The organism is Agrococcus beijingensis (assembly GCF_030758955.1).
Lineage (GTDB): Bacteria > Actinomycetota > Actinomycetes > Actinomycetales > Microbacteriaceae > Agrococcus > Agrococcus beijingensis.
This window is the reverse complement of the sequence record NZ_CP132360.1, coordinates 366,961-390,719: the sequence shown is the minus strand read 5'-3', so window position 1 is coordinate 390,719 and position 23,759 is coordinate 366,961. Positions and strand designations below refer to the sequence as shown.

Below are 23,759 nucleotides of genomic sequence, written 5' to 3'. Positions count from 1 at the left end.
CGCCGGCCAGCGGTGGCGACGGCACGTGGCCGGATCGGCAGCAGCGGCACTCGCAACTACAGTCGATCGCTTCATAGTGTCGACCGTGCCAGCACTCCACGAGCGCGCCGTCCGCGTCGAACGTGTCGACAGGCCGCTTTCGTGCAAGGTCTCCAGCCTGAATCGACTCGATCACCCAGCCAGGTCCGAAAGCGCCATCCGCGTGTGGCGCCTGCGGCCCCTCGGTGAACGCCGCGTTCAGGCACCAATGCGCGCGCTGCGTCGGATCGCGACGCCACGACCGGCCGTCCGCCTACGCGCGTCGACCACCCGAATATCGCGGCGTCGACGCGCTGGCGGAGGCTCGCTGCGCGCAAGGCCTATCTCGCGTTCGTCGCAATGTGCTGGAGTCGCTCGCGATGTGCGGCGGTAAACCAAACGCCCGGTCCCCACCCGGGAAACCCTCGCCCCATCGCTACCGCGACCGCAGCCCACTCGGAAGAGGAGGGGTAGCCGCGGCCCAGATCGCCGAGGAACGCGAGTTCCGTGAGCCCTTCGAGCACGTAGTCGAAGTCGCCGCCGCCATTCCAGAAGCTGCCGACGACAACGTTTAGTGCGCTAAGGGCCTCATCAAGGGCTTGCCGGGCGAGCGCGTCGCGGGCGCGGATCAGATGCATCAGCTGCACCGCCCACCAGTAGTCGCCCATCTCGACACTGTGCGAAGCGAGGTCCCACCGTCCCTGGGCGTAGCGAGCGCGGGAGAGGTATTGATTCAAGCAGTGCTCCGCTGACGGCCGCGCCGAGCCTGCCCTGTCGGTAAAGCTCGCAAATGCATCCGCGAGAGCGCGGAGCGCGCGCGCCTCAGTTCGCAGGGGATTGTCGATGTTCCACAGTTCCTCGTGATGAGGTCCGGAATAGAAGTTGGCGCTGAGCCCCCTCAGCTGCTCGCGTTCGCTGGTTGACAGTGCCTGCAATTCGTCGACCTGGCGCCGGACTGCGGCAAGGGTGTTGTTCGCTGCCTCGGCTTCGGCTGCCTCGTCGAGGAGCGGGTCGGATGGAATCGGCGCATAGACAGCTCCGCTCTGGATCTCGACGCTGCCACCTTCGCCGTCGCGGAAGCCGACGAATTCGTAGATGTGGCGCTCGGCGATCGGACTCTGCGAGCGCAATTCGTACCACGCGACGACATCTTGCTGGTCGACCCACGGCACCGGATGCCCCGCACTCAGTGGCGCTCCTTCGCCGAAGGCGGGCATGCCGAAGACCCGTCCGTCGAAAGGTCCACCGAGCATGAGTCCCGGCAGAATCTCGTTGCCGAACTCGTCGACGTAGTCGGGTGCCCTCACGCCGAGCAGTTCCGGCAAGCGGTCGTGCCTAATGAGGGGCGGGTCGAGCAGTTCCGCGAAATCACGCGGAAGCCGCACATTGGCGGGCGGATGGGCAAAAAGCGGGGCGACATCCGCCGCCGCGTGGCCAGCGATACCGGTGCCGATCGCGGTGACGAGGAATCGCAGGTCGGAGCGCGCCGCCGCGAACGCGTAGAACTTCCTGACCTCTTCGCGCAGTGCATCGAGTCCGCTCATGCTGTTGATGGCGTATGAGCGCCCCTGGAGCCCGTGAGCCTGACCCCGGACTGCACCGAAGCGCTCGCGCGCTGTCTTCGCCGCGCCACCTCTGTGATGCCCGAGGGCGTTGGATCCGAAGACGAACACCTCGTTGTCGCCCAGCTCATCGATCCACATGGATTCCCCCTTCGCGAACCGGCTGAGCCCGCACATGCCTACAGGCGCATCGTACGGCGGGCGATCGTCGCGTAGCGAGCAGCAGTACCGCGTCTTGCGCTCGACCGCCCGAGTGCGCCGGAGCGCAACCGGTTCGCCGCCTCGCCCGCCGTGGAGACCACGCGGTGACGAGGTGCGGAGGGTCGCCGCACGCGTAGCAACAGAGCACGCCGCCGCGAACGCCGCGCAACCCGTCGCTCACGGCCTGTTCTGACTCGTGGATCTCGCTTCAGGGTTGTGAGGGGCATCCGCCGCCCCCGACAGGTCCAAGTGATACAGCCGTCTTGAACGTCTTGAACGATCGTCTGTGACGCAGACGTCGATGCAGGCTCCGCCCGACTCAGACGTCTTGTACAGAGTCGACCCGCGCCCCCAAGGCAGGAGAATCAACTCAAACACGCCCCGGCAGGTGACCGGGTCGTGCTTGATCGCAGCGCGGGTACGCGCGAGCCGGTCAAGCCGCTGGGGGCTGCGGATCTTGCGGTCCATCCACCCTCGGCTGCGGCATGGTCCTGCAGCGAGTTCAAGCACGGCGAAGTCTTCGGGAGCAAGCTGGCTTCCCACCTTCGCGCAGGTCGGTGAAATCATGCACGACGGCGCCTGCCCGTCTTGCGGGTGGCGGCCAGAGACTCTCAAGGGCCGCTGCCGCCGCACCGCCCCGACCACCTGCCCGCGGTCGGGCCGTGGCGGTAGGTTGCGTCCATGAAAAAGATCAGCGGGGGAAAGTACCGCATCATTGACCTGATCGACAGCAGTTACATGCTTGAGGGCTACGAGTTCGAGAACGTGACGCTGACGGGACCCGGCATCATGGTCATGCTCGGCGACGTCACCTGGATCAATGGCGGCGCCTGGGCCACCGGCGGACTGGGCACCGAAGCGATCTTCTGGGACTACGAGCCCCATCGCCCGGGTGTCGTCGGCGGCATCGGAGTCAAAAACTGCGTCTTCGACGCTTGCAAGTTCGACGGCATCGGGATGTGCGCCAGTCCGGAGCAGCTCCACGAGTTTGCCAAGCACGTTACCGTTATGCCCGATCCGATCGCCTGAGGGCGGCGACGCGTGAGCCGCTGGCACGCGATTCTTTCGAACGTATCTTCGATGCCGTGACGATCAGGTCGTACGAGCGGAGTGTGCTGCACCTCTCGACGGCGGACCCCTCGCCGTCGTCCGCCTGCTCACTCTCGGACCCGGCCGCGAGCCCTACTATTGCGCCGTCTCGCCCGAACCCGCCCGAACGCAGCTGCGTCTCATCGGCTACTGGGGCTGGCTCGAGCACGCACACGACGGCATACTCTTGCTCGGCGAGCACCTCAGGCGCATATCCCTCTCCGGCGGCGACAGACCGCAGGCGCGGCCGCTCGTGCCGCAGCAGGCACCACCCAGGAAGCACGACCCGGGCCGCCCGGCTCGGCCGGCGAAGCACTCGAGTCGAGCCTGAGCTCGGCGGCAGCAGCAGCTGCACGTAGCATGCACCCATGCCCGAGGATCCCGCAGCAATCCCCGTCGATGCGCAGATCATGCTGGAGGTGCTGCAGATCGTCGCACCGCTGGCCGCCGTGCTCTTGGCAGCCTGGGTGGGCGCCTTCTTCACTCGCAAGTCCGCTGCCGCGGAACATCAACGGGCCACCGACCGAGACGAGGCCGCCGCTCGTCGCCAAGCCGAAGCAGACAAGAGTGCGGCAAGCTCGGCTGCCGCCGAGGCTGCCTTGGAGCGAGTCGACGCGTTGTGGAACCCGGTGCGCGACACACATCCGACGTCGTCATCCGGGACGCTCGCACTCGATCCGGAGCTGTACCACGCCGCCGGGCGGGCGGTCGCGAAGATCCGCGATACCGAGGTCCGAGAGCCCGTGCGCGATGCCCTCTACGGCGTCTTCCATGCGTGGCGCGCCATCGCAGAAGGCACGTGGTCGAGCGACGCTTGGCCGTACGTGCGACAGCGACAAGTGATGGAGGGCGGCATCAACGTGCTGCAGGCTCACATGCGCGGCGACCCACTACCGGGCCAGCCCCTAACCGTCATTCGTCACCTGCTGTGCGACGTGAAGCGCGCTGAGAAGGCTCGGGATCAGGAGTACGAGGCCGAGGAAGCGGCCGAGCGGGCGAGCGCGCAAGCCCAGGCCGCCGCCGTGGCGGAGGCCCGGCGAGACACCACAGCGCCGAGAGAGCCAGAGGCGGCAGCGACTGCTTTAACGCGCGAGGGCAAGGGCACGTGACGATGTCCTCAACCGACTCGAACGCCGCACAAGACCAAAGTCGCTCCGCCACCTTCCAAGATGCGGGGCGCTGTCGTGAGGACTGTCAGGCGGCGTGGCGGCCGCCGTCGACGCCGGGCGCGGAGCCGAGATTGAGGATGCGCTGCAAGCCGCGTCGACAGTCGGTAGCGCCGCGAGCCGCGCGAGACAACTTCGCGGACGCCTCTGCCGGTCGAGGACTCACGCTTGCCGATGAGGTGCCCTTGGTGAAGCCGACGCTCTAGGGCACCAGCGCGCCTGCGAACCTCGAACTGCTCGAGCGCGTTGTGCGTCGGATCGGGATGTCCCCTTCGATTACGCACCGGGGCGCCTACTGTCTGCGGCGCTCCGCTCGTTCAACAGAGCTCATGCCGACCAGCAAGACCCCGTTCCTGGGGCGGCACCGAGCGCCGGATTTGGTCGTGCGCCGTGCGCGGCGCCGGGCGGGATAAAGCCCACACAACGCCTGACGGCCTCCATCGAAGGGCGCGGTCGAGGGAGCGTCGCAGCCGTGCTACCCAGCCTGCGTACCGCCGAACTCTGCGAGGAGCGCTCGTGGCATCGAGCGGATGAGATTCTTCTGGTCGTTTGGATTGATGAAGGGACCAGGTTCAACGCCCACCCACGTGTGAACTGCGCGCGACCATGCCTCGACCGATCTCTGCGAGACCAGCCCGATCAAGCGCGCGTGGGTGTCTGGGCTGTCCCACGAGCTCGAAAGGTGGGTGTACTCGCCGTGGGTGATACCCGACATGCCGGAGTAGGTGCCCGCGATCAGCGGTATCTCAGTAGCGACGCGCAGCGAATATTGATAGTTAGTCTTCGCCTGCGAGCGCCCAACGTGCACCTGCGACACCTCGTCCGTCTGTACTTCATTTCTGACCCTGCGAACGACCCTCACGCCACGGCCGCGGAGCTCCTGGATCAAACTTTCCCGAAGCATCGTGGCCATAGCTGCATCGGCGGGTAGCGTCGCGGAGATGGTGGTTTCGAGAGACCGGAAGAGCGATGCGTATGCGCGAGCGGCACGCTCATCGGGACCGATGTTGGAGTCAAGGATCCAGGAGCATGAGGCGGCAACTTCCGCGATCGAACGAACGACGGGAATGGCTGGTAGCGGGTAGAACGTGTCGTGCAGCAGCAGGACTTCAAGCCCACGAAGGTGCGAGAGGAGCGCGTTGCACATCGACTCCACGTGCGCGATGCGCTGCCGGTAGGCAAGGGAATGGTCGCCATCTGACGCGGCTGCTAGATCCCGCCCATGTGGGGTCGCGGATGCTGCGCGTTCGACACGTGAGGAAAGTTTGGAGGTTGCGCTCTCCACGTGCGCGCGGCACTGACTCACTATTTTTCGCGCCGCACCAACCGCTAGGTAGAAGCGGTATTCGTCATCGTCGCCAGCCATGACCCTAATCATGTCTCCTCTATCTCCACGGAGCAGACCTCGCGCTTAACACTGAGTTGCGGCTCCGCCACTCCCACTCGACGAATGGCTGATGCGTAACCGAGCGCGGCGCTGCGCTCTCCAGTGGTCCGCGCCAAAGCAGGCACGGAGCGCCGGCGTCCCCTGTCCGCAGGAGGATCCTGGACCGGGACGGACTCTCGGACGTCCGGCCGCACGTAGATCCGCCCCTCCTGCCGTCCCGCAAGATCTGCCCGCGGCCTTTCTCGTTGTGGGGCCCTATCCCTACGCTCCGAAGCATGCTCATCAGCTATGCGCGCGTCTAACCGTCGGGCAAGACCTCGCCGCGCAATGCGAAGCGGTCCGGGCGCTCGGCGTTCAAGTCGAACAGATCTTCGTCGATCACGCACTCACGGGCGCCAATCGGAGTCGCCCCGGCTCGAGCGAGCGTTGGCCCCCTGCCGCGCCGGAGACAGCCTCGTCGTCATGAAGCTAGATCGACTTGCTCGATCCCTCCCAGACGCGCACGCGTCCCCGGTATAGGTCGCGCCGCCCGCGACGACAGCGCCGTCCGAGATTCGGGCATGCGTCGTGTCCGTTCCCGCTGCGCAGCGCGCGTGCCGTTCCCGGCACGGCCAATGACTCCCACGCGGATCGGTGCTACGGCGAGCGAAGAGCCCCGGCGAGTGCCGCGTCGGTGGGCGTTTGGCACTTCGGGCAGGCGTTCGGGTTACCCCCGAGCTTGTTCGCTGCCAAGAGTGACCCGCACTGGCGACACGACATCTGCGTACGGAGGAAGACGAAGGCCATCAGCAGCGCTGCGATCGGCCATACGACGTAGATCAGGACCGGGCTGATGAATCCCGCAACAATCGCGAGGAAGAGCGGACCCGTGGCGAGGAACCACCAAAAGCGGATGCGAACCAGGTTTGTCCAATACCACTGCGGCCCAGCCGCCGCGAGTGCGCCTGCGATCCGGTCCGAAGACGATCTGTCGCGCGGGCGTAACCCACCCTCGCGCGACCCCGGAGTGTAGAGAATGCCGGGTGTCGGCGGTTGCACTGGCTCGCTCAGATGGTGAGCAATTGGAGCGGGTCTCCAAGAGTTCGACCAGGCGGCACCGTCCCACCATCGGACAGAGGCCGCTTCATCCGGGTACGGATACCAACCAGGGGGCGGATTGGGCGGGGCAGTGTGGTCCATGGCCCTCCGTGCGGTTCGCGTGCAGCGGTGCACTCGCGTCATCGAAGGATAACTCGCAATTCGCCGCCCGGCACCCCAGAGCGGACAAGCGCTTGCAGTCCAACCGCGGACCGACCAGGGTGCGTCAAGGCTCAAGAGGTCGAGAGAGGAGAGCCGGCAGAACTACATCTCGATCGCGAGAGCCCTGTTGCGCGTCAAGCGGTCGCGCCGGAGCCGCTGCTCGAACCGGTTCAAAGCCTCGTTGCGCTCTCTTACGCCGTCGAAGCGGTATCGCAGAAGAACCACTCGCCGCAGAAAAGCGCGGATGTCATCCCGCTGCTGATCGGTGACGGCTTCATCTGCCATGAAGGTGTGGCGAGCCAGGCTCGCGAGGAATGAGGCGCCGAAGAAGGTGCGGGCCGCTTGGTCGTCCAGCCCGTTTAAAGCAGCGGTCCAACGAGGACTGGAGCTTGAGTAGAGCGCGAGCACCCGCATCAGCTCGGCCGTCGATCCCGGATCGAGTTCCGCATCCTCCAGCGCGAGGTGGAGGCTCGCAGCTGCTAGGCACGCGCGCATGCCCGAGAGAGTCAAGAAAGCCGGCACGATGCTGACGAGCGCCGTCTTCAGGTCCTCGATCTGCTCGGTCGTCGGATCATCCTTGGGGTGCAACCTGGCAACTGTCTCGTCGAGGTTTGGCAGCTCGCGCAAGTCGGCTTCATAAAGGTCGGTGAATACGGCCCAGCAGTGGAGCAGCTTGGTCAGGACCCGTTGTTTCAACTCTTGATTCGGCACCTCATCCGAGTCACGCAGGACTCGCGACGCGAGATCGACCACCAGCATTGCAAGCCGACCCCCTGACAACTCATCGAGGTGGCCCTGCAGGAACGCGGGGGTGTCAGAATCATCGGAGGCGTCGTACATGAGTCCTTCGCGCGGAAACTCCCGGTCTTCTTGCTCCCTGTCCTCTGGCTCCCCTCGGTCGGCGAACAACTCCTTGCGCCCCGGCTGCTGTTTCACGCTTGCGAAGATCCGACCCGTCAACTTCTCGTTGAAGATCCTGTCCAGTTCCCGCTCCATCACTTCCAGCATCGCCTCGTCACTGCGAGTCATCGCGACGTAGCTTCGGACGATGGACGCCATCTCGATGGGGTGCTGCAGCATGGCTTGACGCAAGGCGTCGTTCTTTCGGGCTGCCATCCCTGCGGAAAGTTCCAGATAGGCCGAACGCTGGAAACTGATGTTGCCATCCGGGAGACGCTTCAGGACGTGGCGTGCGATCAGTTCGTCCAGCAGGTCGCCTGGATCGTAGTTCCAGCCTAATCTGGCAAACAGGCCTTCTAGCCTCTTGAACAGCAGCTCCCGGCTCGCCGAGTCCGTTCGCTTCTCTACGAACCCTGCCGCAATATCCTCCATTGCGACGCGCTTGTTCCGGATCAGCATCGGAGTCTGAGGCGACGAGGACGGCAGGTGCTTGTCAAGCAGGAGGTCCAGATACTTGCTCAGCACCCAGCTGTCGGTATCGCCCTCCTCGATCGCGATCCCGGCCGCAAGCAGTTCGACGACCAGGGTGATCGTTACCGGGGTTCGGGGCAGGTTCCTAGTGCGCACCATTTCCATAGCGGCTTGCGCGATCGCTTCCCCCTTCGCGGGAGCGATGCGGAGCGCAATCGCTCGTGCTTCGCGATCGCTGAATCGTCCGAGAAACGCGATGCGAATCTCGACGCCATCGTCTGTTGCCTGGAGCGCCGCTGCAATCTCTAAGGCATCCTCTTGCTGCACCCCGATCACTTTCAGCGGGGCGTCGAGCTGCTGGATATCGCTGAGAGCACGCTCATAGGTTCTTGCGGGCTCGCGCCGCAGGTTGTCGACGCCCAGGATCACAGGGCTGGACGAGTCCCCCTCGGCGTCCCAGCCCTTGAGGGAGCGGTCAACAACCCGCTTGACCGGGTGGTGCCCCGCCGCGTGGGGCTTGTCCACGAGAATCGGCGGATGCTGCAACCGGTCGGACGCCCGATCGAGCAACCAGATCAACGCCGTGGTTACGCCCGAACTCGTTTCGCCAGCAACCAGCAGAATCCCACCCTGATCGATGAGTTCGTCTGCCTCAAACGGCTCCGACAATGCCCCAGCAGAGTCGTCGAGCGCCGAGTCGTTGACAAACTGGTCGTGTGGCGCGGGGAGGAAGATCGGCTCAACCACCAGGTCAGCAAGCCCACCAGCGAGTATGGCCTCGTTGTCGCGCCAGAGGGCAGAGTTGTCGCGCAGCTGGTCCAGCAAGACGTCGCGTGCCCGCGCCTGAATCTCGCTTGAGCGATCAGGGACGACACTAGCTGCAAGACTCTCAAGGAAGCCCGCCAGGTCGCCGTGGTCCGCGCCATAGCCGACGTCCGCGACCACCGAGAGCTCGGTGGCACTGTCAACTTCTGAGTCGCGGCATAGACGGAAGTGCGCGCCGTCGCTCGAGTGGAAGTGCCTCCCGAATGCCTCGACCATCGGGCTGAAATTGGGATCCTCCACGCCTGCACCCACGCCAACGAACAGGAAGGTCTTCATGTTGAAAGCGCTCGACTGGATGTCCTGGGCGCCGTCTTGCCGCAAGAGCGCGTCGTAGTCCTCGGTGGAGAACACCAGGGACGTGGAATCCGACCAGACACCATGGAGATGTCCGATGCTCTTCCGGGCATTGCGCACCACGTCCCGCATGAGCGTGGGGTTTGCCCAGCTCACCGAATCCCGCCCCAGGGACGTCTCCAGCAGAGTGTCATAGTTCGTCGTGAGTATGGGTGAATCAAGACCTGCGATCGCCTTGGCCAAACGCGTGTGCACCGGCTCAATGTCACCTAAGGACTGTGAGATCCAGCGGGGGAAGTCAGCTGCGAGATGCCGCTTGACGGCCGCGGCCACTGTCGCAAGGTCTTCGGCCGAAGAAGCCATTTCAAGCTCCTGGCGCAGCAGATTCGCGCGCGGCGCGTTTCGCTCCGCAATCCGTTGCACGCCGTCGGTTAGCAACCCTATCCAGCTGAGCTCCGGCCGATCCGGGCTGACAGCCATGCTGACACCTGTCCCCGTCACAATCACGACTTCTCCACGCGCGAGCGCTCTCCGGAGCCGGTCAAGAGCCGTCATTGCGCCACCGCAGTCATGTGCTCAGATTAGTCGGTGTTCATTTCTTGAATCGACGCCAACGCGCGGTCGTTGGCGAAGGCAGTGCTCCGGGTTGCTCTCTGCGCTTCTCCTCCGCGTCAAGGCGCTCTGATGGTCCGCTCGGATTCGCACTTGTGGTCGCATCGGAGGCCAGTATGTTCGAGCCATGCCCGCGCCAGAAGTCGAGATCCCGCTGGGTCCCCTCGCCGGCACGAAGGTGCCGTTCTATCGCTCCGCGCACGGGTACACCCTGCACGGCGACCCGACCTGTCCGACGCTTCGCAGGTCGCAACTCTCGATCGAACACTTCGAGCAACCGGCTAGCGGCGCGTTTGCCACAGCACATCTGCCGCCGCGCCCGCACTGCGAGCCGCAGGGGCGCATCGGCAGGTACGTCCACGCGGCACGCTGGCTCGAAACTGAACGCGACGCGGTTGCCCTGACGAGTATCCGGGTCGCTCTCGGCGAACGACCGTTGGACCCCCTGCGGCGGGTCGATTTCGGCCTGGACCGTCGGGACCTCGAGCCGGAAGACCGCTTGGCGCTTGAAGGGCCTTGGCGCCAGGTGCAAGCCAGCCGACACGCGAGCGCGGCCGCCGTGATCACGAATATGCAGATCGGCGATCGCAGCATGGCGATCGCGGCAGTCGCCGCCTGATTGCGCGCCGGCCGAACGGGCGCAGGGCCTCGCGCCCACTACCGCGAACTCCTGGATCTCGCCGAAGACGTCCAGGCCCGGTCCGGGGCGTCTATCCGGCTCCGCCGCGAGACGCTCAACCTCGAGCAGTCGGGACTGCCGACGTGGCTGGAGGACGTCGCGGCGGGCACCGATGTGACCACTGCCACGCGTTCGCTGATCACGCGCGGGAGGGACGCCGCCGGGCACCTGCTGCAGCTCGGACGTGCCGAGGAGTTCGGGGAGCGTGAGTACTTGTGGGGCGCGGTCGGGCTGGCCTGGTCGGAGCGGCTGGAAGGTATGGCCGCCGCGCATCCGGGCGATCTGCTGGCGCTCTACGACGCGGCGATGCTGCCGGAGCATGCGCGGGCATTCGCTGAGGCGCTGCCGGTCCTGGCCGGCGGCGCGGAGCTGGATGCCGTCCCCGTGCAATGGGTGGTCAGCCGCGTGCCGGCCGCCTTCCGGCTGCTGCTCGGGGGCGATCGCGACGCCGGCGCCCGGGCGATGTGCGGCCTCGTGCTGTTGGAGGACGGCACCCGCCGCTACCGCAGCGGCGACTGTGGTGCCCTCCTTCGGCGCCTGCTGCTCGCGAAACGGAAGGAAGCGGCGAGCGCTGCCGTCCGGGAGATTCGCGCCGGGGACGTGGGAGAGGGCCGCTACGACGCCTTGACCGGCCTGCGAGACGCGGAGCTGCCGCATCGCCGGCGGTTCACCGACAACGACCTCCATCACGCGCTGTCGATCCCATGCCTGGCCGGGTTCCTCGCCGACGCGTAGTCGAGCCAGCGTGCCCGGGCGCGCCATCAGCGGCGATTGGCACCGAAGTGGCGATCGACGATCTGCGCCGCGGAGGCTCCCACCACGTCGGGCGGGGTGATGTAGTGGCGCTCGGTGGTCGATCGGGACGCGTGCCCGAGCTGCTCCTTGGCGCGGTCGACGTTCGCCTCGTTGGCAATCATGGTGGCGAGCGTGCGACGGAAGAGGTGCGGGGTCACCTCGTCGGGGTCGATGCCCATCGACCGGAGCCGGCCGCCCGACTCGGCCGCGAAGGACCGGAGGATGCGTTCGACGTGGTTCGGGCGGGTCCAGGCACCCTTGCGGTTCGGGAAGACCGGTCGGTCGGGGTCCTCAGGGGTCAGCAGCGGCGCCAGCGCGTCGACGGCCAGCGCCGGGAGGACGAGGCGCCGCCGCTGGCCCTTCGCCTTGGGGTGGTCCTGCCACTGCGGCCCGCCCCGGGCGTCCTCGATCAGCGTCGCGCCGACCAGCAGCGTCGGCGGCCTGCCTTCCAGGTCGATGTCCCGCTGGCGCAGCGCGAGCAGCTCGCCGATCCGGATGCCGGTAGCGAGCAGGATGTCCACCATCGGCACGATCCGCGCGTCCGGGCGGGGGCCGGGCTTGGCGCGCTCGGCCAGCCAGCGGGCGAGGAAGAGCCGCAGGTACTCCGCCTGCTCCGGGTTGAGCGTGTACGGCGTCGACGTCGGCACCTGGGGGGCGGGGACGTGCTCGACCGGGTTCGACGTGAGCACGCCCACGCGCGCCGCGTCTGCGCACATGCGCCGCAGGGTGCCGTGGACGCGGTACGCGAGCCGCGGATCGGTGCCCGCCAGCTCGAGCAGCACCGAGTCGACCACCAGCACGGTCAGCTCGCGCAGCCGCAGATTCCCGAAGACGTCCGCGGTGTGCCGGGCGTCCAACGCGTAGTTCTCCAGCGTGCCGGGCTGCAGGCGGCCGGCGAGTTCGAGCCCCGCGAGCCACCACTTGGCCAGCTGCGTCACCCGGGAGTCGAGCGTGATCCAGGCGCCGTCGCGCACGCCGACCGCGGCGCGGGACTTCAGCAGCCGCTCGGCCGCCTCCGCCGTCTCCGCGGTGGCGCGGAGCGGGTGGTAGTTGCCCGCGTGATCGCGGTAGCGGCTACGGGCGAGCACCCGGCCGTTCGGCTGCGGGTAGTAGCGCACGGCGCCCCAGGAACCGGGCGGCAGCGGCGGCCTAGCCACGGTTGCGCTCGATCCACTCGGTGACGTCGCTGACGCGGTACCGCACGTGCCGGCCGAGCCGGACGAATGGCGGCCCCTGCTGGGTGTAGCGCCAGTGCTGCAGGGTCTTGCTGCTCATGTGGATCGCCGCGGCGAGCTCCCGCTCGGTGAGCAGGACGCCGGGCGGATACCCGAAGAGGTCGGTTCGCACGGGGTCGGCTCCGCTGACTGGGATGTCGTTCATCGTCACGCTAACGACATAGGCGGTGCGAAACGGGCCGATCCGGCCAACCTTGGGAGTGCTCGGGAGTCGCAGGGGGCAGACGGGGCACACCGGGACACGCCAGACACCCCGCCGCGGCGGACCCGAGTAACTTGGCCGGTTCGCGCTGCCACGCGCAAGTGGAACCGGACGCCCTACCGAAAAACCCCCGGTCAGACGGGGGTTTTGGTGGATCTGGGGAGACTCGAACTCCCGACCCCCTGCATGCCATGCAGGTGCGCTACCAGCTGCGCCACAGACCCTCAGCTGCTCTCGGAGCAACCAGATAACTGTACAACAAGTTTGGGCTTGAAGTCACATCGACGGGCGTATGCTCATCGCTCGTGCAAGCCACACGGCCCCGCTCGGGGCTCCTCGAGCTCTGGAAGCAGCAGCATCCCGCTCGGCGCATCTTCTTCGCGTTCGTCGGCCTCAACCTCGTCGGCTGGGGCCTGCTCATGCTGCCGGTGGCGAAGCAGGGCCCGGGAGGCGCGAGCTGGATCGAGGCGCTCTTCACCGCCGTCTCCGCCGCCTGCGTGACCGGGCTGACGATCGTCGACACCGCCGCGCACTGGACGCCCTTCGGCCAGGTCGTGATCCTTGTGCTCATCCAGCTCGGCGGCCTCGGCGTGATGGTCTTCGCGAGCCTCATCGGCATCCTGGTGCTCCGCCGCCTCACGCTCGGCTCCCGCCTCACCACGGCGCAGGAGGCGCACGCCGAGAGCATCGGCTCGGTCGGCCGGCTCATCGTCAGCATCGCCAAGATCGCCCTCGTCGTCGAAGGCGGCGTCGCGCTGGTGCTCTGGCTGCGCCTCTGGCTCGGCCGCGGCGAAGACCCGCTGCACGCGCTCTGGCTGGGCGTCTTCCACGCCGTCTCCAGCTACAACAACGCCGGCTTCGCGCTCTTCAGCGACAACCTGATGGGCTTCGTCGACGACCCGTGGATCCTACTGCCGCTCGCCTTCTCGACCATCATCGGCGGCCTCGGCTTCCCTGTGCTCATGCAGATCCTGAAGCACGCACCGCATCCGCGCCGCTTCTCGATGCACACCTGGCTCGTGCTCATCGGCACCGGCGTGCTGCTGCTGGTGGGCACGCTCTCGATCGCGGCGCTCGAGTGGAACAACCCGGGGTCGCTCGGCACCCACCCGACCGGCACGCGCATCCTTGAGTCGTTCTTCCACTCCGTGCAGACCCGCACCGCCGGCTTCAACGCCCTCGACATCGGGCAGTTCCGCCCCGAGACCCTGCTCGTGATGGACGTGCTGATGTTCATCGGCGGCGGCCCGGCCGGCACCGCCGGCGGCATCAAGATCACCACCTTCGGGGTGCTGCTCGCGATCATCCTCGCCGAGGTGCGCGGCGACCCGACCGTGACGATGTTCGGCAAGCGCCTCTCGCGCGCCGTGCACCGCGAGGCGATCACCGTCGCGCTGCTGTCGGTCGCCCTCTGCCTCGCCGCGACCCTCGCGATCATGCTGCTCACCGACATCGACCACGACCGCGTGCTCTTCGAGGTGATCAGCGCCTTCGGCACCGTGGGGCTCTCGACCGGCATCACCGCATCCGTCGGCACCCCGAGCCAGCTGATCCTGATCCTGCTCATGTTCATCGGCCGCGTCGGCCCCATCACGGTCGCCACGACGCTCGCCCTCCGCCCCCGCAGGCTCGTGTACGAGCTGCCCAAGGAAAGGCCCATCATTGGCTAGGCTCCGCAGCCCCTTCGACCCGGCGACCGTCGGCTCGGCCACCTCTGTCGCGGTCATCGGCCTCGGCCGCTTCGGCACCGCGCTCGCCCTCGAGCTGATGGCGCACGGCACCGAGGTGCTCGGCATCGACAGCGACGCGGATGCGGTGCAAGACCTGAACGGGCGGCTCACGGCCGTCGTCGCGGGCGATGCGACGAAGCCCGAGCTCATCGAGCAGCTCGGGCTCGCCGACTTCGACCGGGTGGTCGTCGCGATCGGCTCCGACGTGACCGCCAGCATCCTCACCACCAGCCAGCTGCTGCGTGTGGGCGTCAAGCAGGTGTGGGCGAAGGCCGTCGATGAGCGGCATGCGCTGATCCTGCAGCAGCTGGGCGTGCAGCACGTCGTGCGACCCGAGGCCGACATGGGTCGCCGCGTCGCCCACATGGTGCGCGGCGCGCTGGCCGAGTTCATCGAGGTCGAGCCCGGCTACGCAGCGGTGCTGCTCGAGGCGCCGCTCGACCTGCTCGGGGTGCCGCTGCGCGAGCTGGGCCTGCAGGTGAAGCACGGTGTCGGCATCGGCGCGGTCAAGCGCGAGGGCAGCTGGATCCTGTCGACGATCGAGCTGCGCTTCGAGCGCGGCGACCTGCTGCTCGTGCACGGGCCGACCGGGAAGGTCGAGGCGTTCGCGACGATGGCCGCGAAGTCGCGCGAGCGCGCCTGAGGCGCGAGCGTGGGGTGGCGCCTGGCTGGCTCAGCCGCCCAGCGCCTCGGCCCGCTCGACCACGCTGCGCGCGTGCCGCAGGATCGGCTCGTCGACCATGCGACCCTCGAACGAGAAGACGCCCGGCGTCGCCTCGGCCGCAGCCAGGATGCGTCGTGCCTCGTCGTGCTGCGCAGGGCTCGGCGCGAACGCTCGGCGGTAGGGCTCGACGTGGTTCGGGTGGATCGCCGCCTTCGCGCCGAAGCCCGAGGCCGCGGCGTCGAGCGCCTCGGCGTGGGCGCCTTCGAGGTCGGCGATGTCGGTGCGGATCGCGTCGATCGCCGTGCGGCCGAAGGCGCCCGCGGCGAGCAGGATGCGGCTGCGCGCGTGCCGCGCCACCTCGCGGTAGGCACCGGTCTCGTCGTGGCTCGACGTGCCGCCGAGCGACGCGACCAGATCCTCCGCGCCCCACATGAGCCCGACGACCTGCGCGTGCGCGGCGAGCGACTCGGCGGCGAGCACGCCCCGCGCCGTCTCGCACAGCACCACCACCCGCACGCCGCGCACCGCCGCGACCACCCGGTCGACATCATGCACGCTCTCGGCCTTCGCGAGCATCACGGTGCGGAACGGCGAGTCGGCGACCGCGGCGAGGTCGTCGTCGAAGCCGGCGCTGCCGGCGCCACTCACGCGCACCATCGTGCGCAGCGGGTCGAGCGTGGCCGTGCGGATCGCGTCGCGAGCGGCGGACTTGGAGTCGCCACCGACGGCGTCCTCGAGGTCGAGGATCACCGCATCCGCCCTGTCTGCCGCCTTCTCGAAGCGGTCGGGGCGGTCGCCGGGGCAGAACAGCAGCGCCGGCCCCATCTCGAGCCGCGTCATGCGTCCGCCCCCGCAGCATCGGCAGCCGCCGGCGAGCCCTGCATGAGCACCTTGCGCACCGCCTTCGCCACCACGTCGCCGTGCTGGTTGCGGGCGGTGTGCTCGAAGGTGGCGATGCCCTGGCCGGGGCGCGACTGCGACGCGCGCTTCTCGACCACCCGCGTCTCGACGTAGATCGTGTCGCCCTGCTTCACCGGCGCCGGGAAGCTGATGTCGCTGAAGCCGAGGTTCGCGACGATCGTGCCCTGCGTCAGCTGCCCGACCGACAGCCCAACCATGGTCGCGAGCGTGTGCATCGAGTTCATCAGCGGCTCGCCGAACTCGGTCGATGCGCTCCAGTGCCGGTCGAGGTGCAGCGGCTGCGTGTTCATCGTCAGCGTCGTGAACAGCACGTTGTCGGCCTCGGTCATCGTGCGCCCGGGGCGGTGCTCGTAGACCACGCCCTCCTCGAGCTCGTCGAAGTAGAGGCCGCGCTGCGTGACACGGCGGGCGGATGCGTTCGGTTCGGCGGTCATGCGGCCTGCTCCTCGTGCGGGGTGACGGTCGCGAGCTCCTGCCCGCGCGTGACCTGCTCGCCGACGGCGGCGTGCAGGTGCACGGTGCCGGCGACGGGTGCGCGCAGCACGTGCTCCATCTTCATGGCTTCGACGCTGATGATCGCCTGACCCTCGGCGACCGCGTCGCCGTCGACCGCGTGGGCGGCGACGACCGTGCCCGGCATCGGCGAGGCCAGGCTCGGCTCGGCCGGACCACGACCACGGCGGATGCGCGGGGGCGCCTCGACGAGCACGTCGCCGTCGTCGGTGCGCACCCAGGTGCCCTCGGGGGTGGCGAGGATCGGTGCGTCGATGGGCGTCGGCAGCTCGTCGACGGTGCCGTCGGCGCGCGTGACGACCGTGCGCTCGTCGATCACCTGCACGGTCGCGATGCCGTCGCCGTCGCGCAGCTGCACGCGGCGGCCGACCGCGCCGCCGATGCGCCAGCCGTCGGGGTGCCAGGCGCCCATGCGGCGCGGCAGCGGCTCCTGCGACGCGGCCATCGCGAAGACCTCGCTGCCGTGCGAGACCTGCGCGATCCGCTCGCCCTCGCGGTCGATGAAGCCGGTGTCGAGCTCGCCCGCGCGCACGCTGGGCTCGTCGAGCAGTGCCCGCAGGAAGCCGCGGTTGGTGGTGACGCCGAAGATGCTCGACTGGGCGAGCGCGTCGCGCAGCCCGTCGATCGCCTCGGCGCGGTTGGCGGCGTGCACGATCACCTTCGCGATCATCGGGTCGTAGCTCGAGCCCACGACCGTGCCCCACTCGACGCCGGCGTCGATGCGCACCGAGCTGACGCCGATGCCCGCAGGGCCCGTCTCGCTCCACGGCCAGTCGAGCGCGAGCACCGTGCCGCCCGTGGGCAGGAAGCCCGCCGCGGGATCCTCGGCGTAGATGCGCGCCTCGACAGCGTGGCCCTCGAGCCGCACGTCGTCCTGGGCGATCGTGAGCCGCTCCCCCGCCGCGATGCGCAGCTGCTGCGCGACCAGGTCGACGCCGGTGACCATCTCGGTCACCGGGTGCTCGACCTGCAGGCGCGTGTTCATCTCCATGAAGAACGGCTCGTCGGGCCGGTCGGCGTCGACGATGAACTCCACCGTGCCGGCGCCGACGTAGCCGACCGAGCGGGCCGTCTCGACGGCGGCCGCGCCGATCGCGGCACGCTGCGCCTCGGTCAGCAGGGCGCTGGGGGCCTCCTCGATCACCTTCTGGTGGCGGCGCTGAAGCGAGCACTCGCGCTCCCCCAGGTGGATCACGGTGCCGTGGCTGTCGGCGAGCACCTGCACCTCGATGTGGCGCGGCCTGGTGACGAAGCGCTCGATGAAGAGCGTGTCGTCGCCGAACGACGATGCCGCCTCGCGGCGGGCCGCGGCGAGCGCCTGCGGCAGCGCGGCCGGCTCGTCGACGCGGTACATGCCCTTGCCGCCGCCGCCGGCGGCCGGCTTGATGAGCACCGGGAACCCGACCCGCTCGGCGCCGGCGATGAGCGCCGCGTCATCGAGACCGGGCTCGGCGATGCCCGGCACGGTCGCGACGCCGCGCGACTCGACCGCGTGGCGGGCGCTGATCTTGTCGCCCATCGTCTCGATCGCAGTCGCGGGAGGTCCGATGAAGACGACCCCGGCATCCGCGCACGCATGCGCGAACGCGGCGTTCTCCGACAGGAAGCCGTAGCCCGGGTGGATCGCCTCGGCTCCCGTCTCGACCGCCGCGGCGATGATGCGCTCGATCGACAGGTAGGTGTCGCGCAGCGGCCCCGACCCGAGCGAGACGACCTCGTCGAAATGGCCGGGGTGGGGCGAGGGGTCGTCGTCGGCGCGCACGGCGACCGAACGGATGCCCTGGTCGCGCAGGGTGCGGGCGATGCGGATCGCGATCTCGCCGCGGTTCGCGACCAGCACCTTGGTGAACCTGGTCTGCCCAGTCGTGTCGAGCATCCGTCTCACATCCTGAAGACGCCGAAGCGCGGTTCGGGCAGCGGCACGGCGGTCACGACGTCGAGCGCCATGCCGAGCACGCGGCGGGTGTCTGCGGGGTCGATGACGCCGTCGTCCCAGAGCCGGGCTGAGGCGTAGTAGGGGTTGCCCTGCCGCTCGTACTGCTCGCGCACCGGGCGCTCGAAGTCTTGCTGCGCATCCGCCGACCACTCGTCGCCGGCCGCCTCGATCTGCTCGCGCTTCACGGTGGAGAGCACGGATGCCGCCTGCGGCCCGCCCATCACGCTCACGCGCGCGTTCGGCCACAGCCACAGGAACCGGGGGTCGTAGGCGCGGCCGCACATCGAATAGGTGCCGGCGCCGAACGAGCCGCCGACGACGACGGTGAGCTTGGGCACGCGGGTCGTGGCGACGGCGGTGACCATCTTGGCGCCGTGCTTGGCGATGCCGCCGCGCTCGGCCTCGGAGCCGACCATGAAGCCGGTGATGTTCTGCAGGAACACGAGCGGCACGCCGCGCTGGTCGCACAGCTCGATGAAGTGCGCGCCCTTCATCGCCGACTCGGAGAAGAGCACGCCGTTGTTGGCGATGATGCCCACCTTGTGGCCGTGCAGCTCGGCGAAGCCGGTCACGAGCGTCTCGCCGTAGCCGGCCTTGAACTCGTGGAACTCGCTGCGGTCGACGAGCCGGGCGATGATCTCGCGGGCGTCGTAGGGCGTCTGCAGGTCGGGCGGGATGGCGTCGTAGAGCGTCGAGGGATCCACCGCGGGGGCACGCCCGTCGTCGTCGCCGAGCGGCGAGTGGCTGAGCCAGGCGAAGGTCGACGTCGGCGTCGGCCGCGCGCCGGGGAGCGCGCGATCCTCGTCGGGCAGCGATGCGACCATGTCGCGCACGATCTCGAGCGCGTGCTGGTCGTCGTCGGCGAGGTGGTCGACGACCCCCGAGACCTCGGCGTGCAGCTGGCCGCCGCCGAGCGACTCGGCATCGACGACCTCGCCGGTCGCTGCCTTCACGAGCGGCGGGCCGCCGAGGAAGATGGTGCCCTGCTCGCGCACGATCACCGTCTCGTCGCTCATCGCCGGCACGTAGGCGCCGCCCGCGGTCGACGAGCCCATCACGGCAGCGAGCTGCGGCACGCCCTGGGCCGAGAGCTGCGCCTGGTTGAAGAAGATGCGGCCGAAGTGCTCGCGGTCGGGGAACACCTCGTCCTGCATCGGCAGGAACGCGCCGCCCGAGTCGACGAGCGCGATGCAGGGCAGCCGGTTCTCGCGCGCGATCTGCTGCGCGCGCAGGTGCTTCTTGACCGTCAGCGGGTAGTAGGTGCCGCCCTTGACGGTCGCGTCGTTGGCGATCACCATCACGCAGCGCCCGTGCACCAGCCCGATGCCCGTGACGATGCCGGCGCTGGGCGCGTCGTGGCCGTCGTTGCCGTAGACCTCCCAGGCGGCCAGCGGCGCGACCTCGAGGAACGGGCTGCCTGGGTCGAGCAGCGCGTCGATGCGGTCGCGGGCGAGCAGCTTGCCGCGCGCGACGTGCCGCTCGCGCGACGCCTCGGGGCCGCCGAGCGCGACGCGGCCGAGCCGCTCGCGCAGCTCGTCGACGAGCGCGGTCATCGCGGCGCGGTTGACCTTGGCCGCGTCGGAGGCCGGGTCGACGCGGCTGGTGAGTGGATGCATGCCCCTACCGTGCCACGTCAGCGGGCCAGCGCCAGGGCGGGCTGCTCGAGCACCGCGGCGATGTCGGCCAGGAAGCCCGCCGCCTCGCGGCCGTCGAGCACCCGGTGGTCGAACGAGATGGTCACGGTGCAGAGGTCGCGCAGCACGATCTCGCCCCGGTGGTTCCACGGCAGGCTGCGGATCGCGCCGAGCGCGATGATCGCCGACTCCCCCGGGTTGAGGATCGGGATGCCCCCGTCGACGCCGAAGACGCCCACGTTCGAGATGGTGATGTTCGACGAGGTGAGCTCCTCCATCGACAGCTTGCCCTCGCGGGCGCGCACGGCGCGATCCTTGATCTGGGCGGTCAGCTCGACGGCATCCATCGTCTCGGCCCGGTCGACTGAGGCGACCACCAGGCCGCGGTCGGTCGAGACGGCGATGCCGAGGTTGACGTGCGCGAACCGCTCGAGCTCGTTCGTGTCGGCGTGGAACGACGAGGTCACGTCGGGCCAGCGCTTCGCCGCGAGCAGGATCGCCCGGCTGGCGAGCGCCAGGAACGACGCGTCGCCGCGCTTCGCCAGCGCCAGCGTCTCGGTGACGTCGACCTGGTGGAAGGTGGCCGCGTGCGGCACCGTCAGCGCCGACTGGCTCATCGCGGCGGCCGTGTGCTTGCGCAGGCCCGTGACCTTCTCGCGCGTCGAGGCGGGCTTCGGCTCCTGGACAGAGGGGGCGGATGCCGTCCCGGCGCTCTCGAGGTCGGCGCGCGTGACGAGGCCATCCGCGCCGCTCGGGCGCACCGACTGCAGGTCGATGCCGCGCTCCTTCGCGAGCTTGCGCACCGGCGGCATGGCGCGGTTCGGGCCTCGCTGCTCGCTGCGCTCGAGCGCAGCGCGATCGAACGGCTCGACGTCCCAGGTGCGCTTCGCGCGCGTCGGCTTGCCGCCGTGCACGGTGATGTGGCCGACGAGCACCGACACCTTCTCGGGCTTGTCGTCGGAGCTGGCGGCCTCCGCCGCGGCGGCGACGCTGGTCTCGCCGGCCGCTGCGGCGGCCGCCTGGGCGGGCGCGGTCACGACGTCGGGCTCCTGCCCGACCGGACCGGGCGCATCCGCCGTCGTCTGCGTCGGCGCGGGCGCCGACTGCTGGGCGGGCGCGGACTGCTGCTGGGCCGGTGCCGCCTGGTCGCCGGCCAGGTCGAAGTCGATCAGCGGCGCGCCCACGTTGACGGTCTCGCCCTCGGCGGCGTGCAGCTTGGCGATGGTGCCCTCGTAGGGGCTCGGCAGCTCGACGACGGCCTTGGCGGTCTCGATGTCGGCGAGCGGCTGGTTCAGCTCGACGGTGTCGCCCTCGGCGACGCGCCAGGCGACCACCTCGCTCTCGGTGAGCCCCTCGCCCAGGTCGGGCAGCAGGAAGGTCTTCATCGTGCGGCTCCTGTGGTGACAGTTGCGGGGGTGACGGCGCTGTAGTCGAGGCCGGTGCGCGAGTTGCGACGGCCGAGGGTGCGGTCGACGGCGTCGAGCAGCCGGTCGATGCTGGGCAGGTAGTCGTGCTCGACGGCCGACGGCGGGTAGGGGCTGTCGTAGCCGGTGACCCGCTCGGGCGCGGCCTCGAGGTGCTGGAAGGCGCGCTCGGCGACCGAGGCGATGAGCTCGCTCGAGACCGACGACTCGGCCGGGGCCTCGTGCGTGACGATGAGGCGGCCGGTGCGGCGCACCGACTCGACCACGGTGTCGACGTCGAGCGGCGAGATGGAGCGCAGGTCGATCACCTCGATCTCGATGCCCTCGTCGGCGGCGGCGATCGCGGCGCGCAGGGCCGTGTCGACGGTCGGCCCGTAGGCGGCGATCGTCACGTCGCGGCCCGACGCGACCACGTTGGCGGTCTCGAGGTCGCGCACGATCGACCGGTCGACCTCGCCCTTCGTGTAGTACTTGCCCTTCGGCTCGAAGAACAGCACCGGATCGTCGCTCTGGATGGCGGCGCGCAGGGTCGAGTAGGCCTCCTGCGGCGTCGAGGCGGTGACGACGCGGAGGCCCGCGGTGTGCGCGAAGTACGACTCCGGCGACTCGGAGTGGTGCTCGACCGAGCCGATCGCGCCGCCGAAGGGCACGCGGATCGTCAGCGGCATGCTGACGCGACCCTGCGAGCGGTAGCGCAGCTTCGCCACCTGCGCGACGATCTGGTCGAACGCCGGGTAGATGAAGCCGTCGAACTGGATCTCGGCGACCACCCGGAAGCCGCGGTAGCTCATGCCGATCGCGGTGCCGATGATGGCCGACTCCGCCAGCGGCGAGTCGATCACGCGCTGCGGGCCGAAGCGATCCTGCAGGCCGTCGGTGACGCGGAAGACGCCGCCGAGCTTGCCGATGTCCTCGCCCATGAGCAGCACGCGGTCGTCGCCCTCGAGCGAGTCGGCGAGGGCGGCGTTGACCGCCTTCGCGAGCGTCAGGGTCTCGGTGTTCGCGTTCTGGGCGGTCTGCGGGGTCATGCCTTGGCCTCGATGCTGCTGGTGAAGGCGCGGTGCTCGAGGCGCTGACGCTCGAGGCGCGGGCTCGGCTGCGCGTAGACGTGGTCGAAGATCGCCTCGGCGGTCGGCGGCACGGCGTGCTCGGCGGCGGCGCGGAACTCCTTGGCGAGCTGGTCGGCGCGGATCTTCGCCTCGGCGCGCACGGCCTCCATGTTGGCGCCCATGCGCTCGAGCGCCCGCTCGACCCGGTCGATCGGGTCCTTCGCGAGCCACTGCTCCTCCTCGGCCTTGTCGCGGTAGCGCTTCGGGTCGTCGGTGGTCGTGTGCGGGCCGCGGCGGTAGGTGACGGCCTCGATGAAGGTCGGGCCGCCGCCGGAGCGGGCGCGCTCGAACGCGATGCGGGCGGCCGCGTGCATCGCGAGCACGTCGTTGCCGTCGACGCGCATCGAGGGGATGCCGAAGCCGGTAGGGCGCAGCGCCAGCGGCACGCCCGACTGCACCGCGACGGGCTCCGAGATGGCGTACTGGTTGTTCTGGCAGAGGAAGACCACGGGCGCCTGGAAGGCCGACGCCCACACCATCGCCTCGCTGACGTCGCCCTCGCTGGTCGCGCCGTCGCCGAAGCAGGTGAGCGCGACCTCGGCCGCGCCATCCATCTTCGCCGCCATCGCGTAGCCGACGCCGTGCAGCGTCTGCGCGCCGATGATGATCTGCGACGGCGCCATCTTGATCTCCTGGGGGTCCCAGCCGCTGTGGGCGTAGGCCTTCCAGATGCGGGCGAACTCGCCCATGTCGGCGCCCCGCAGCAGCGCGAAGCCGTGCTCGCGGTAGGAGCCGAACACCCAGTCGTCGTCGCCGAGCGCGCGGGCGGGACCGACCTGCGCGGCCTCCTGGCCCAGCAGCGGCGGCCACAGCACCAGGTGGCCCTGGCGGGTGAGGGCGAAGGCCTCGACGTCGAGCCGGCGCACGCGCACCATGTCGACGTAGAGGTTCGTGAGGGCGTGCTCGTCGATGTCGCCGAGGTGCCCGTCGAGCAGCGGCTCGGGCAGGCGGGAGCCATCGAGGTCGAGTACGCGAAGGGGGCAGTCGAGGCCCACCGCGAGCTCGGGTCGCGGGGCGGGGACAGTGATCGACACGATCGAACCTCCTTGTTCGAAGCGCTTCGTGGGCGCCGGTCGGATCAGCGCGCGGGTGTGCGCGCAGATCGTGGGTCGACGCTATCGCCGGAACGCAGAACGCGCAATCAGCGACACGC

Annotated in this window: 19 protein-coding genes, 1 tRNA gene and 1 pseudogene; 7 read left to right on the top strand and 14 right to left on the bottom strand. The window is 69.1% G+C overall.

The window, feature by feature from the left end; all coding sequences use genetic code 11:
• Nucleotides 1-359: 359 nt before the first annotated feature.
• Nucleotides 360-1,721, bottom strand: coding sequence for an A1S_2505 family phage non-structural protein (locus Q9250_RS01755; protein WP_306232858.1), 1,362 nt, complete (start codon nucleotides 1,719-1,721; stop codon nucleotides 360-362).
• Between the two features lie 741 nt (nucleotides 1,722-2,462).
• Here Q9250_RS01755 and Q9250_RS01750 point away from each other — a divergent pair.
• Together Q9250_RS01750 and Q9250_RS01745 are read left to right on the top strand one after the other, a co-directional pair.
• On the top strand, nucleotides 2,463-2,810 hold the full coding sequence (locus tag Q9250_RS01750; RefSeq protein WP_306232857.1) for a hypothetical protein: 348 nt from the start codon (nucleotides 2,463-2,465) through the stop codon (nucleotides 2,808-2,810).
• 428 nt (nucleotides 2,811-3,238) lie between these two features.
• Nucleotides 3,239-3,979, top strand: coding sequence for a hypothetical protein (locus Q9250_RS01745; RefSeq protein ID WP_306232856.1), 741 nt, complete (start codon nucleotides 3,239-3,241; stop codon nucleotides 3,977-3,979).
• Nucleotides 3,980-4,511: 532 nt separating this feature from the next.
• Here the strand turns inward: Q9250_RS01745 and Q9250_RS01740 are convergent.
• Nucleotides 4,512-5,402 carry a hypothetical protein gene (locus tag Q9250_RS01740; RefSeq protein WP_306232855.1) on the bottom strand — a complete coding sequence of 297 codons (891 nt, stop codon included), beginning with the start codon at nucleotides 5,400-5,402 and terminating at the stop codon, nucleotides 4,512-4,514.
• A gap of 296 nt (nucleotides 5,403-5,698) precedes the next feature.
• On the opposite strand from Q9250_RS01740, the pseudogene Q9250_RS01735 reads away from it, so the two are divergent.
• Nucleotides 5,699-5,924, top strand: a pseudogene (locus Q9250_RS01735) (recombinase family protein); the annotation flags it as partial.
• Between the two features lie 135 nt (nucleotides 5,925-6,059).
• On the opposite strand, the gene Q9250_RS14160 reads toward Q9250_RS01735, so the two are convergent.
• Nucleotides 6,060-6,602, bottom strand: coding sequence for a DUF2510 domain-containing protein (locus Q9250_RS14160; protein ID WP_422665060.1), 543 nt, complete (start codon nucleotides 6,600-6,602; stop codon nucleotides 6,060-6,062).
• A gap of 162 nt (nucleotides 6,603-6,764) precedes the next feature.
• Complete coding sequence (locus Q9250_RS01730; RefSeq protein WP_306232853.1) at nucleotides 6,765-9,632, bottom strand: SIR2 family protein; 2,868 nt, start codon at nucleotides 9,630-9,632, stop codon at nucleotides 6,765-6,767.
• 259 nt (nucleotides 9,633-9,891) lie between these two features.
• On the opposite strand from Q9250_RS01730, the gene Q9250_RS01725 reads away from it, so the two are divergent.
• Entirely contained in the window at nucleotides 9,892-10,383 is a 492-nt protein-coding gene (locus Q9250_RS01725) for a hypothetical protein (protein ID WP_306232852.1), read from the top strand.
• Nucleotides 10,384-11,178 (top strand): hypothetical protein, encoded by a 795-nt coding sequence (locus Q9250_RS01720; RefSeq protein WP_306232851.1) that lies wholly within the window; start codon nucleotides 10,384-10,386, stop codon nucleotides 11,176-11,178.
• Nucleotides 11,179-11,204: 26 nt separating this feature from the next.
• Here the strand turns inward: Q9250_RS01720 and Q9250_RS01715 are convergent, their stop codons facing one another.
• The 3 genes from Q9250_RS01715 to Q9250_RS01705 form a co-directional block, all read right to left on the bottom strand.
• Nucleotides 11,205-12,395: a tyrosine-type recombinase/integrase gene (locus tag Q9250_RS01715; protein WP_306232850.1), complete on the bottom strand. Its 1,191-nt coding sequence runs from the start codon at nucleotides 12,393-12,395 to the stop codon at nucleotides 11,205-11,207.
• Nucleotides 12,388-12,618, bottom strand: coding sequence for a helix-turn-helix transcriptional regulator (locus Q9250_RS01710; RefSeq protein WP_306232849.1), 231 nt, complete (start codon nucleotides 12,616-12,618; stop codon nucleotides 12,388-12,390). Before Q9250_RS01710 ends, Q9250_RS01715 begins: the two co-directional genes overlap by 8 nt.
• A gap of 205 nt (nucleotides 12,619-12,823) precedes the next feature.
• Nucleotides 12,824-12,899: transfer RNA gene (locus Q9250_RS01705), tRNA-Ala, on the bottom strand.
• Between the two features lie 81 nt (nucleotides 12,900-12,980).
• Between Q9250_RS01705 and Q9250_RS01700 the strand changes: the two genes are divergently transcribed.
• Together Q9250_RS01700 and Q9250_RS01695 are read left to right on the top strand one after the other, a co-directional pair.
• Nucleotides 12,981-14,345: a TrkH family potassium uptake protein gene (locus tag Q9250_RS01700; protein WP_306232848.1), complete on the top strand. Its 1,365-nt coding sequence runs from the start codon at nucleotides 12,981-12,983 to the stop codon at nucleotides 14,343-14,345.
• On the top strand, nucleotides 14,338-15,048 hold the full coding sequence (locus tag Q9250_RS01695) for a potassium channel family protein (protein WP_306232847.1): 711 nt from the start codon (nucleotides 14,338-14,340) through the stop codon (nucleotides 15,046-15,048). The genes Q9250_RS01700 and Q9250_RS01695 overlap by 8 nt, the downstream gene beginning before the upstream one ends.
• Nucleotides 15,049-15,078: 30 nt before the next feature.
• Here Q9250_RS01695 and Q9250_RS01690 read toward each other — a convergent pair whose 3' ends face one another.
• The 7 genes from Q9250_RS01690 to Q9250_RS01660 are packed head-to-tail and all read right to left on the bottom strand — an operon-like array spanning nucleotide 15,079 to nucleotide 23,640.
• Nucleotides 15,079-15,909 (bottom strand): HpcH/HpaI aldolase/citrate lyase family protein, encoded by an 831-nt coding sequence (locus Q9250_RS01690; RefSeq protein ID WP_306232846.1) that lies wholly within the window; start codon nucleotides 15,907-15,909, stop codon nucleotides 15,079-15,081.
• Nucleotides 15,906-16,424 (bottom strand): MaoC family dehydratase, encoded by a 519-nt coding sequence (locus Q9250_RS01685; RefSeq protein WP_306232845.1) that lies wholly within the window; start codon nucleotides 16,422-16,424, stop codon nucleotides 15,906-15,908. Before Q9250_RS01685 ends, Q9250_RS01690 begins: the two co-directional genes overlap by 4 nt.
• The gene (locus Q9250_RS01680) at nucleotides 16,421-18,379 is read right to left on the bottom strand and encodes an acetyl/propionyl/methylcrotonyl-CoA carboxylase subunit alpha (RefSeq protein ID WP_306232844.1); all 1,959 of its coding nucleotides are present in this window, start codon (nucleotides 18,377-18,379) and stop codon (nucleotides 16,421-16,423) included. Before Q9250_RS01680 ends, Q9250_RS01685 begins: the two co-directional genes overlap by 4 nt.
• Before the next feature lie 5 nt (nucleotides 18,380-18,384).
• On the bottom strand, nucleotides 18,385-20,055 hold the full coding sequence (locus tag Q9250_RS01675; RefSeq protein WP_306232843.1) for a carboxyl transferase domain-containing protein: 1,671 nt from the start codon (nucleotides 20,053-20,055) through the stop codon (nucleotides 18,385-18,387).
• A gap of 17 nt (nucleotides 20,056-20,072) precedes the next feature.
• Nucleotides 20,073-21,458, bottom strand: a complete 1,386-nt coding sequence (locus Q9250_RS01670) for a dihydrolipoamide acetyltransferase family protein (RefSeq protein ID WP_306232842.1) — start codon at nucleotides 21,456-21,458, stop codon at nucleotides 20,073-20,075.
• Nucleotides 21,455-22,525 carry an alpha-ketoacid dehydrogenase subunit beta gene (locus Q9250_RS01665; RefSeq protein ID WP_306232841.1) on the bottom strand — a complete coding sequence of 357 codons (1,071 nt, stop codon included), beginning with the start codon at nucleotides 22,523-22,525 and terminating at the stop codon, nucleotides 21,455-21,457. The genes Q9250_RS01670 and Q9250_RS01665 overlap by 4 nt, the downstream gene beginning before the upstream one ends.
• Entirely contained in the window at nucleotides 22,522-23,640 is a 1,119-nt protein-coding gene (locus Q9250_RS01660) for a thiamine pyrophosphate-dependent dehydrogenase E1 component subunit alpha (protein WP_306232840.1), read from the bottom strand. Before Q9250_RS01660 ends, Q9250_RS01665 begins: the two co-directional genes overlap by 4 nt.
• Nucleotides 23,641-23,759 lie beyond the last annotated feature (119 nt).

Coding starts and splice junctions, on each gene's coding strand:
- Q9250_RS01755 (WP_306232858.1), bottom strand. CDS start 1,721: ATGTGGATCGATGAGCTGGGCGACAACGAGGTGTTCGTCTTCGGATCC.
- Q9250_RS01750 (WP_306232857.1), top strand. CDS start 2,463: ATGAAAAAGATCAGCGGGGGAAAGTACCGCATCATTGACCTGATCGAC.
- Q9250_RS01745 (WP_306232856.1), top strand. CDS start 3,239: ATGCCCGAGGATCCCGCAGCAATCCCCGTCGATGCGCAGATCATGCTG.
- Q9250_RS01740 (WP_306232855.1), bottom strand. CDS start 5,402: ATGGCTGGCGACGATGACGAATACCGCTTCTACCTAGCGGTTGGTGCG.
- Q9250_RS14160 (WP_422665060.1), bottom strand. CDS start 6,602: ATGGACCACACTGCCCCGCCCAATCCGCCCCCTGGTTGGTATCCGTAC.
- Q9250_RS01730 (WP_306232853.1), bottom strand. CDS start 9,632: ATGGCTGTCAGCCCGGATCGGCCGGAGCTCAGCTGGATAGGGTTGCTA.
- Q9250_RS01725 (WP_306232852.1), top strand. CDS start 9,892: ATGCCCGCGCCAGAAGTCGAGATCCCGCTGGGTCCCCTCGCCGGCACG.
- Q9250_RS01710 (WP_306232849.1), bottom strand. CDS start 12,618: ATGAACGACATCCCAGTCAGCGGAGCCGACCCCGTGCGAACCGACCTC.
- Q9250_RS01690 (WP_306232846.1), bottom strand. CDS start 15,909: ATGACGCGGCTCGAGATGGGGCCGGCGCTGCTGTTCTGCCCCGGCGAC.
- Q9250_RS01685 (WP_306232845.1), bottom strand. CDS start 16,424: ATGACCGCCGAACCGAACGCATCCGCCCGCCGTGTCACGCAGCGCGGC.
- Q9250_RS01680 (WP_306232844.1), bottom strand. CDS start 18,379: ATGCTCGACACGACTGGGCAGACCAGGTTCACCAAGGTGCTGGTCGCG.
- Q9250_RS01675 (WP_306232843.1), bottom strand. CDS start 20,055: ATGCATCCACTCACCAGCCGCGTCGACCCGGCCTCCGACGCGGCCAAG.
- Q9250_RS01670 (WP_306232842.1), bottom strand. CDS start 21,458: ATGAAGACCTTCCTGCTGCCCGACCTGGGCGAGGGGCTCACCGAGAGC.
- Q9250_RS01665 (WP_306232841.1), bottom strand. CDS start 22,525: ATGACCCCGCAGACCGCCCAGAACGCGAACACCGAGACCCTGACGCTC.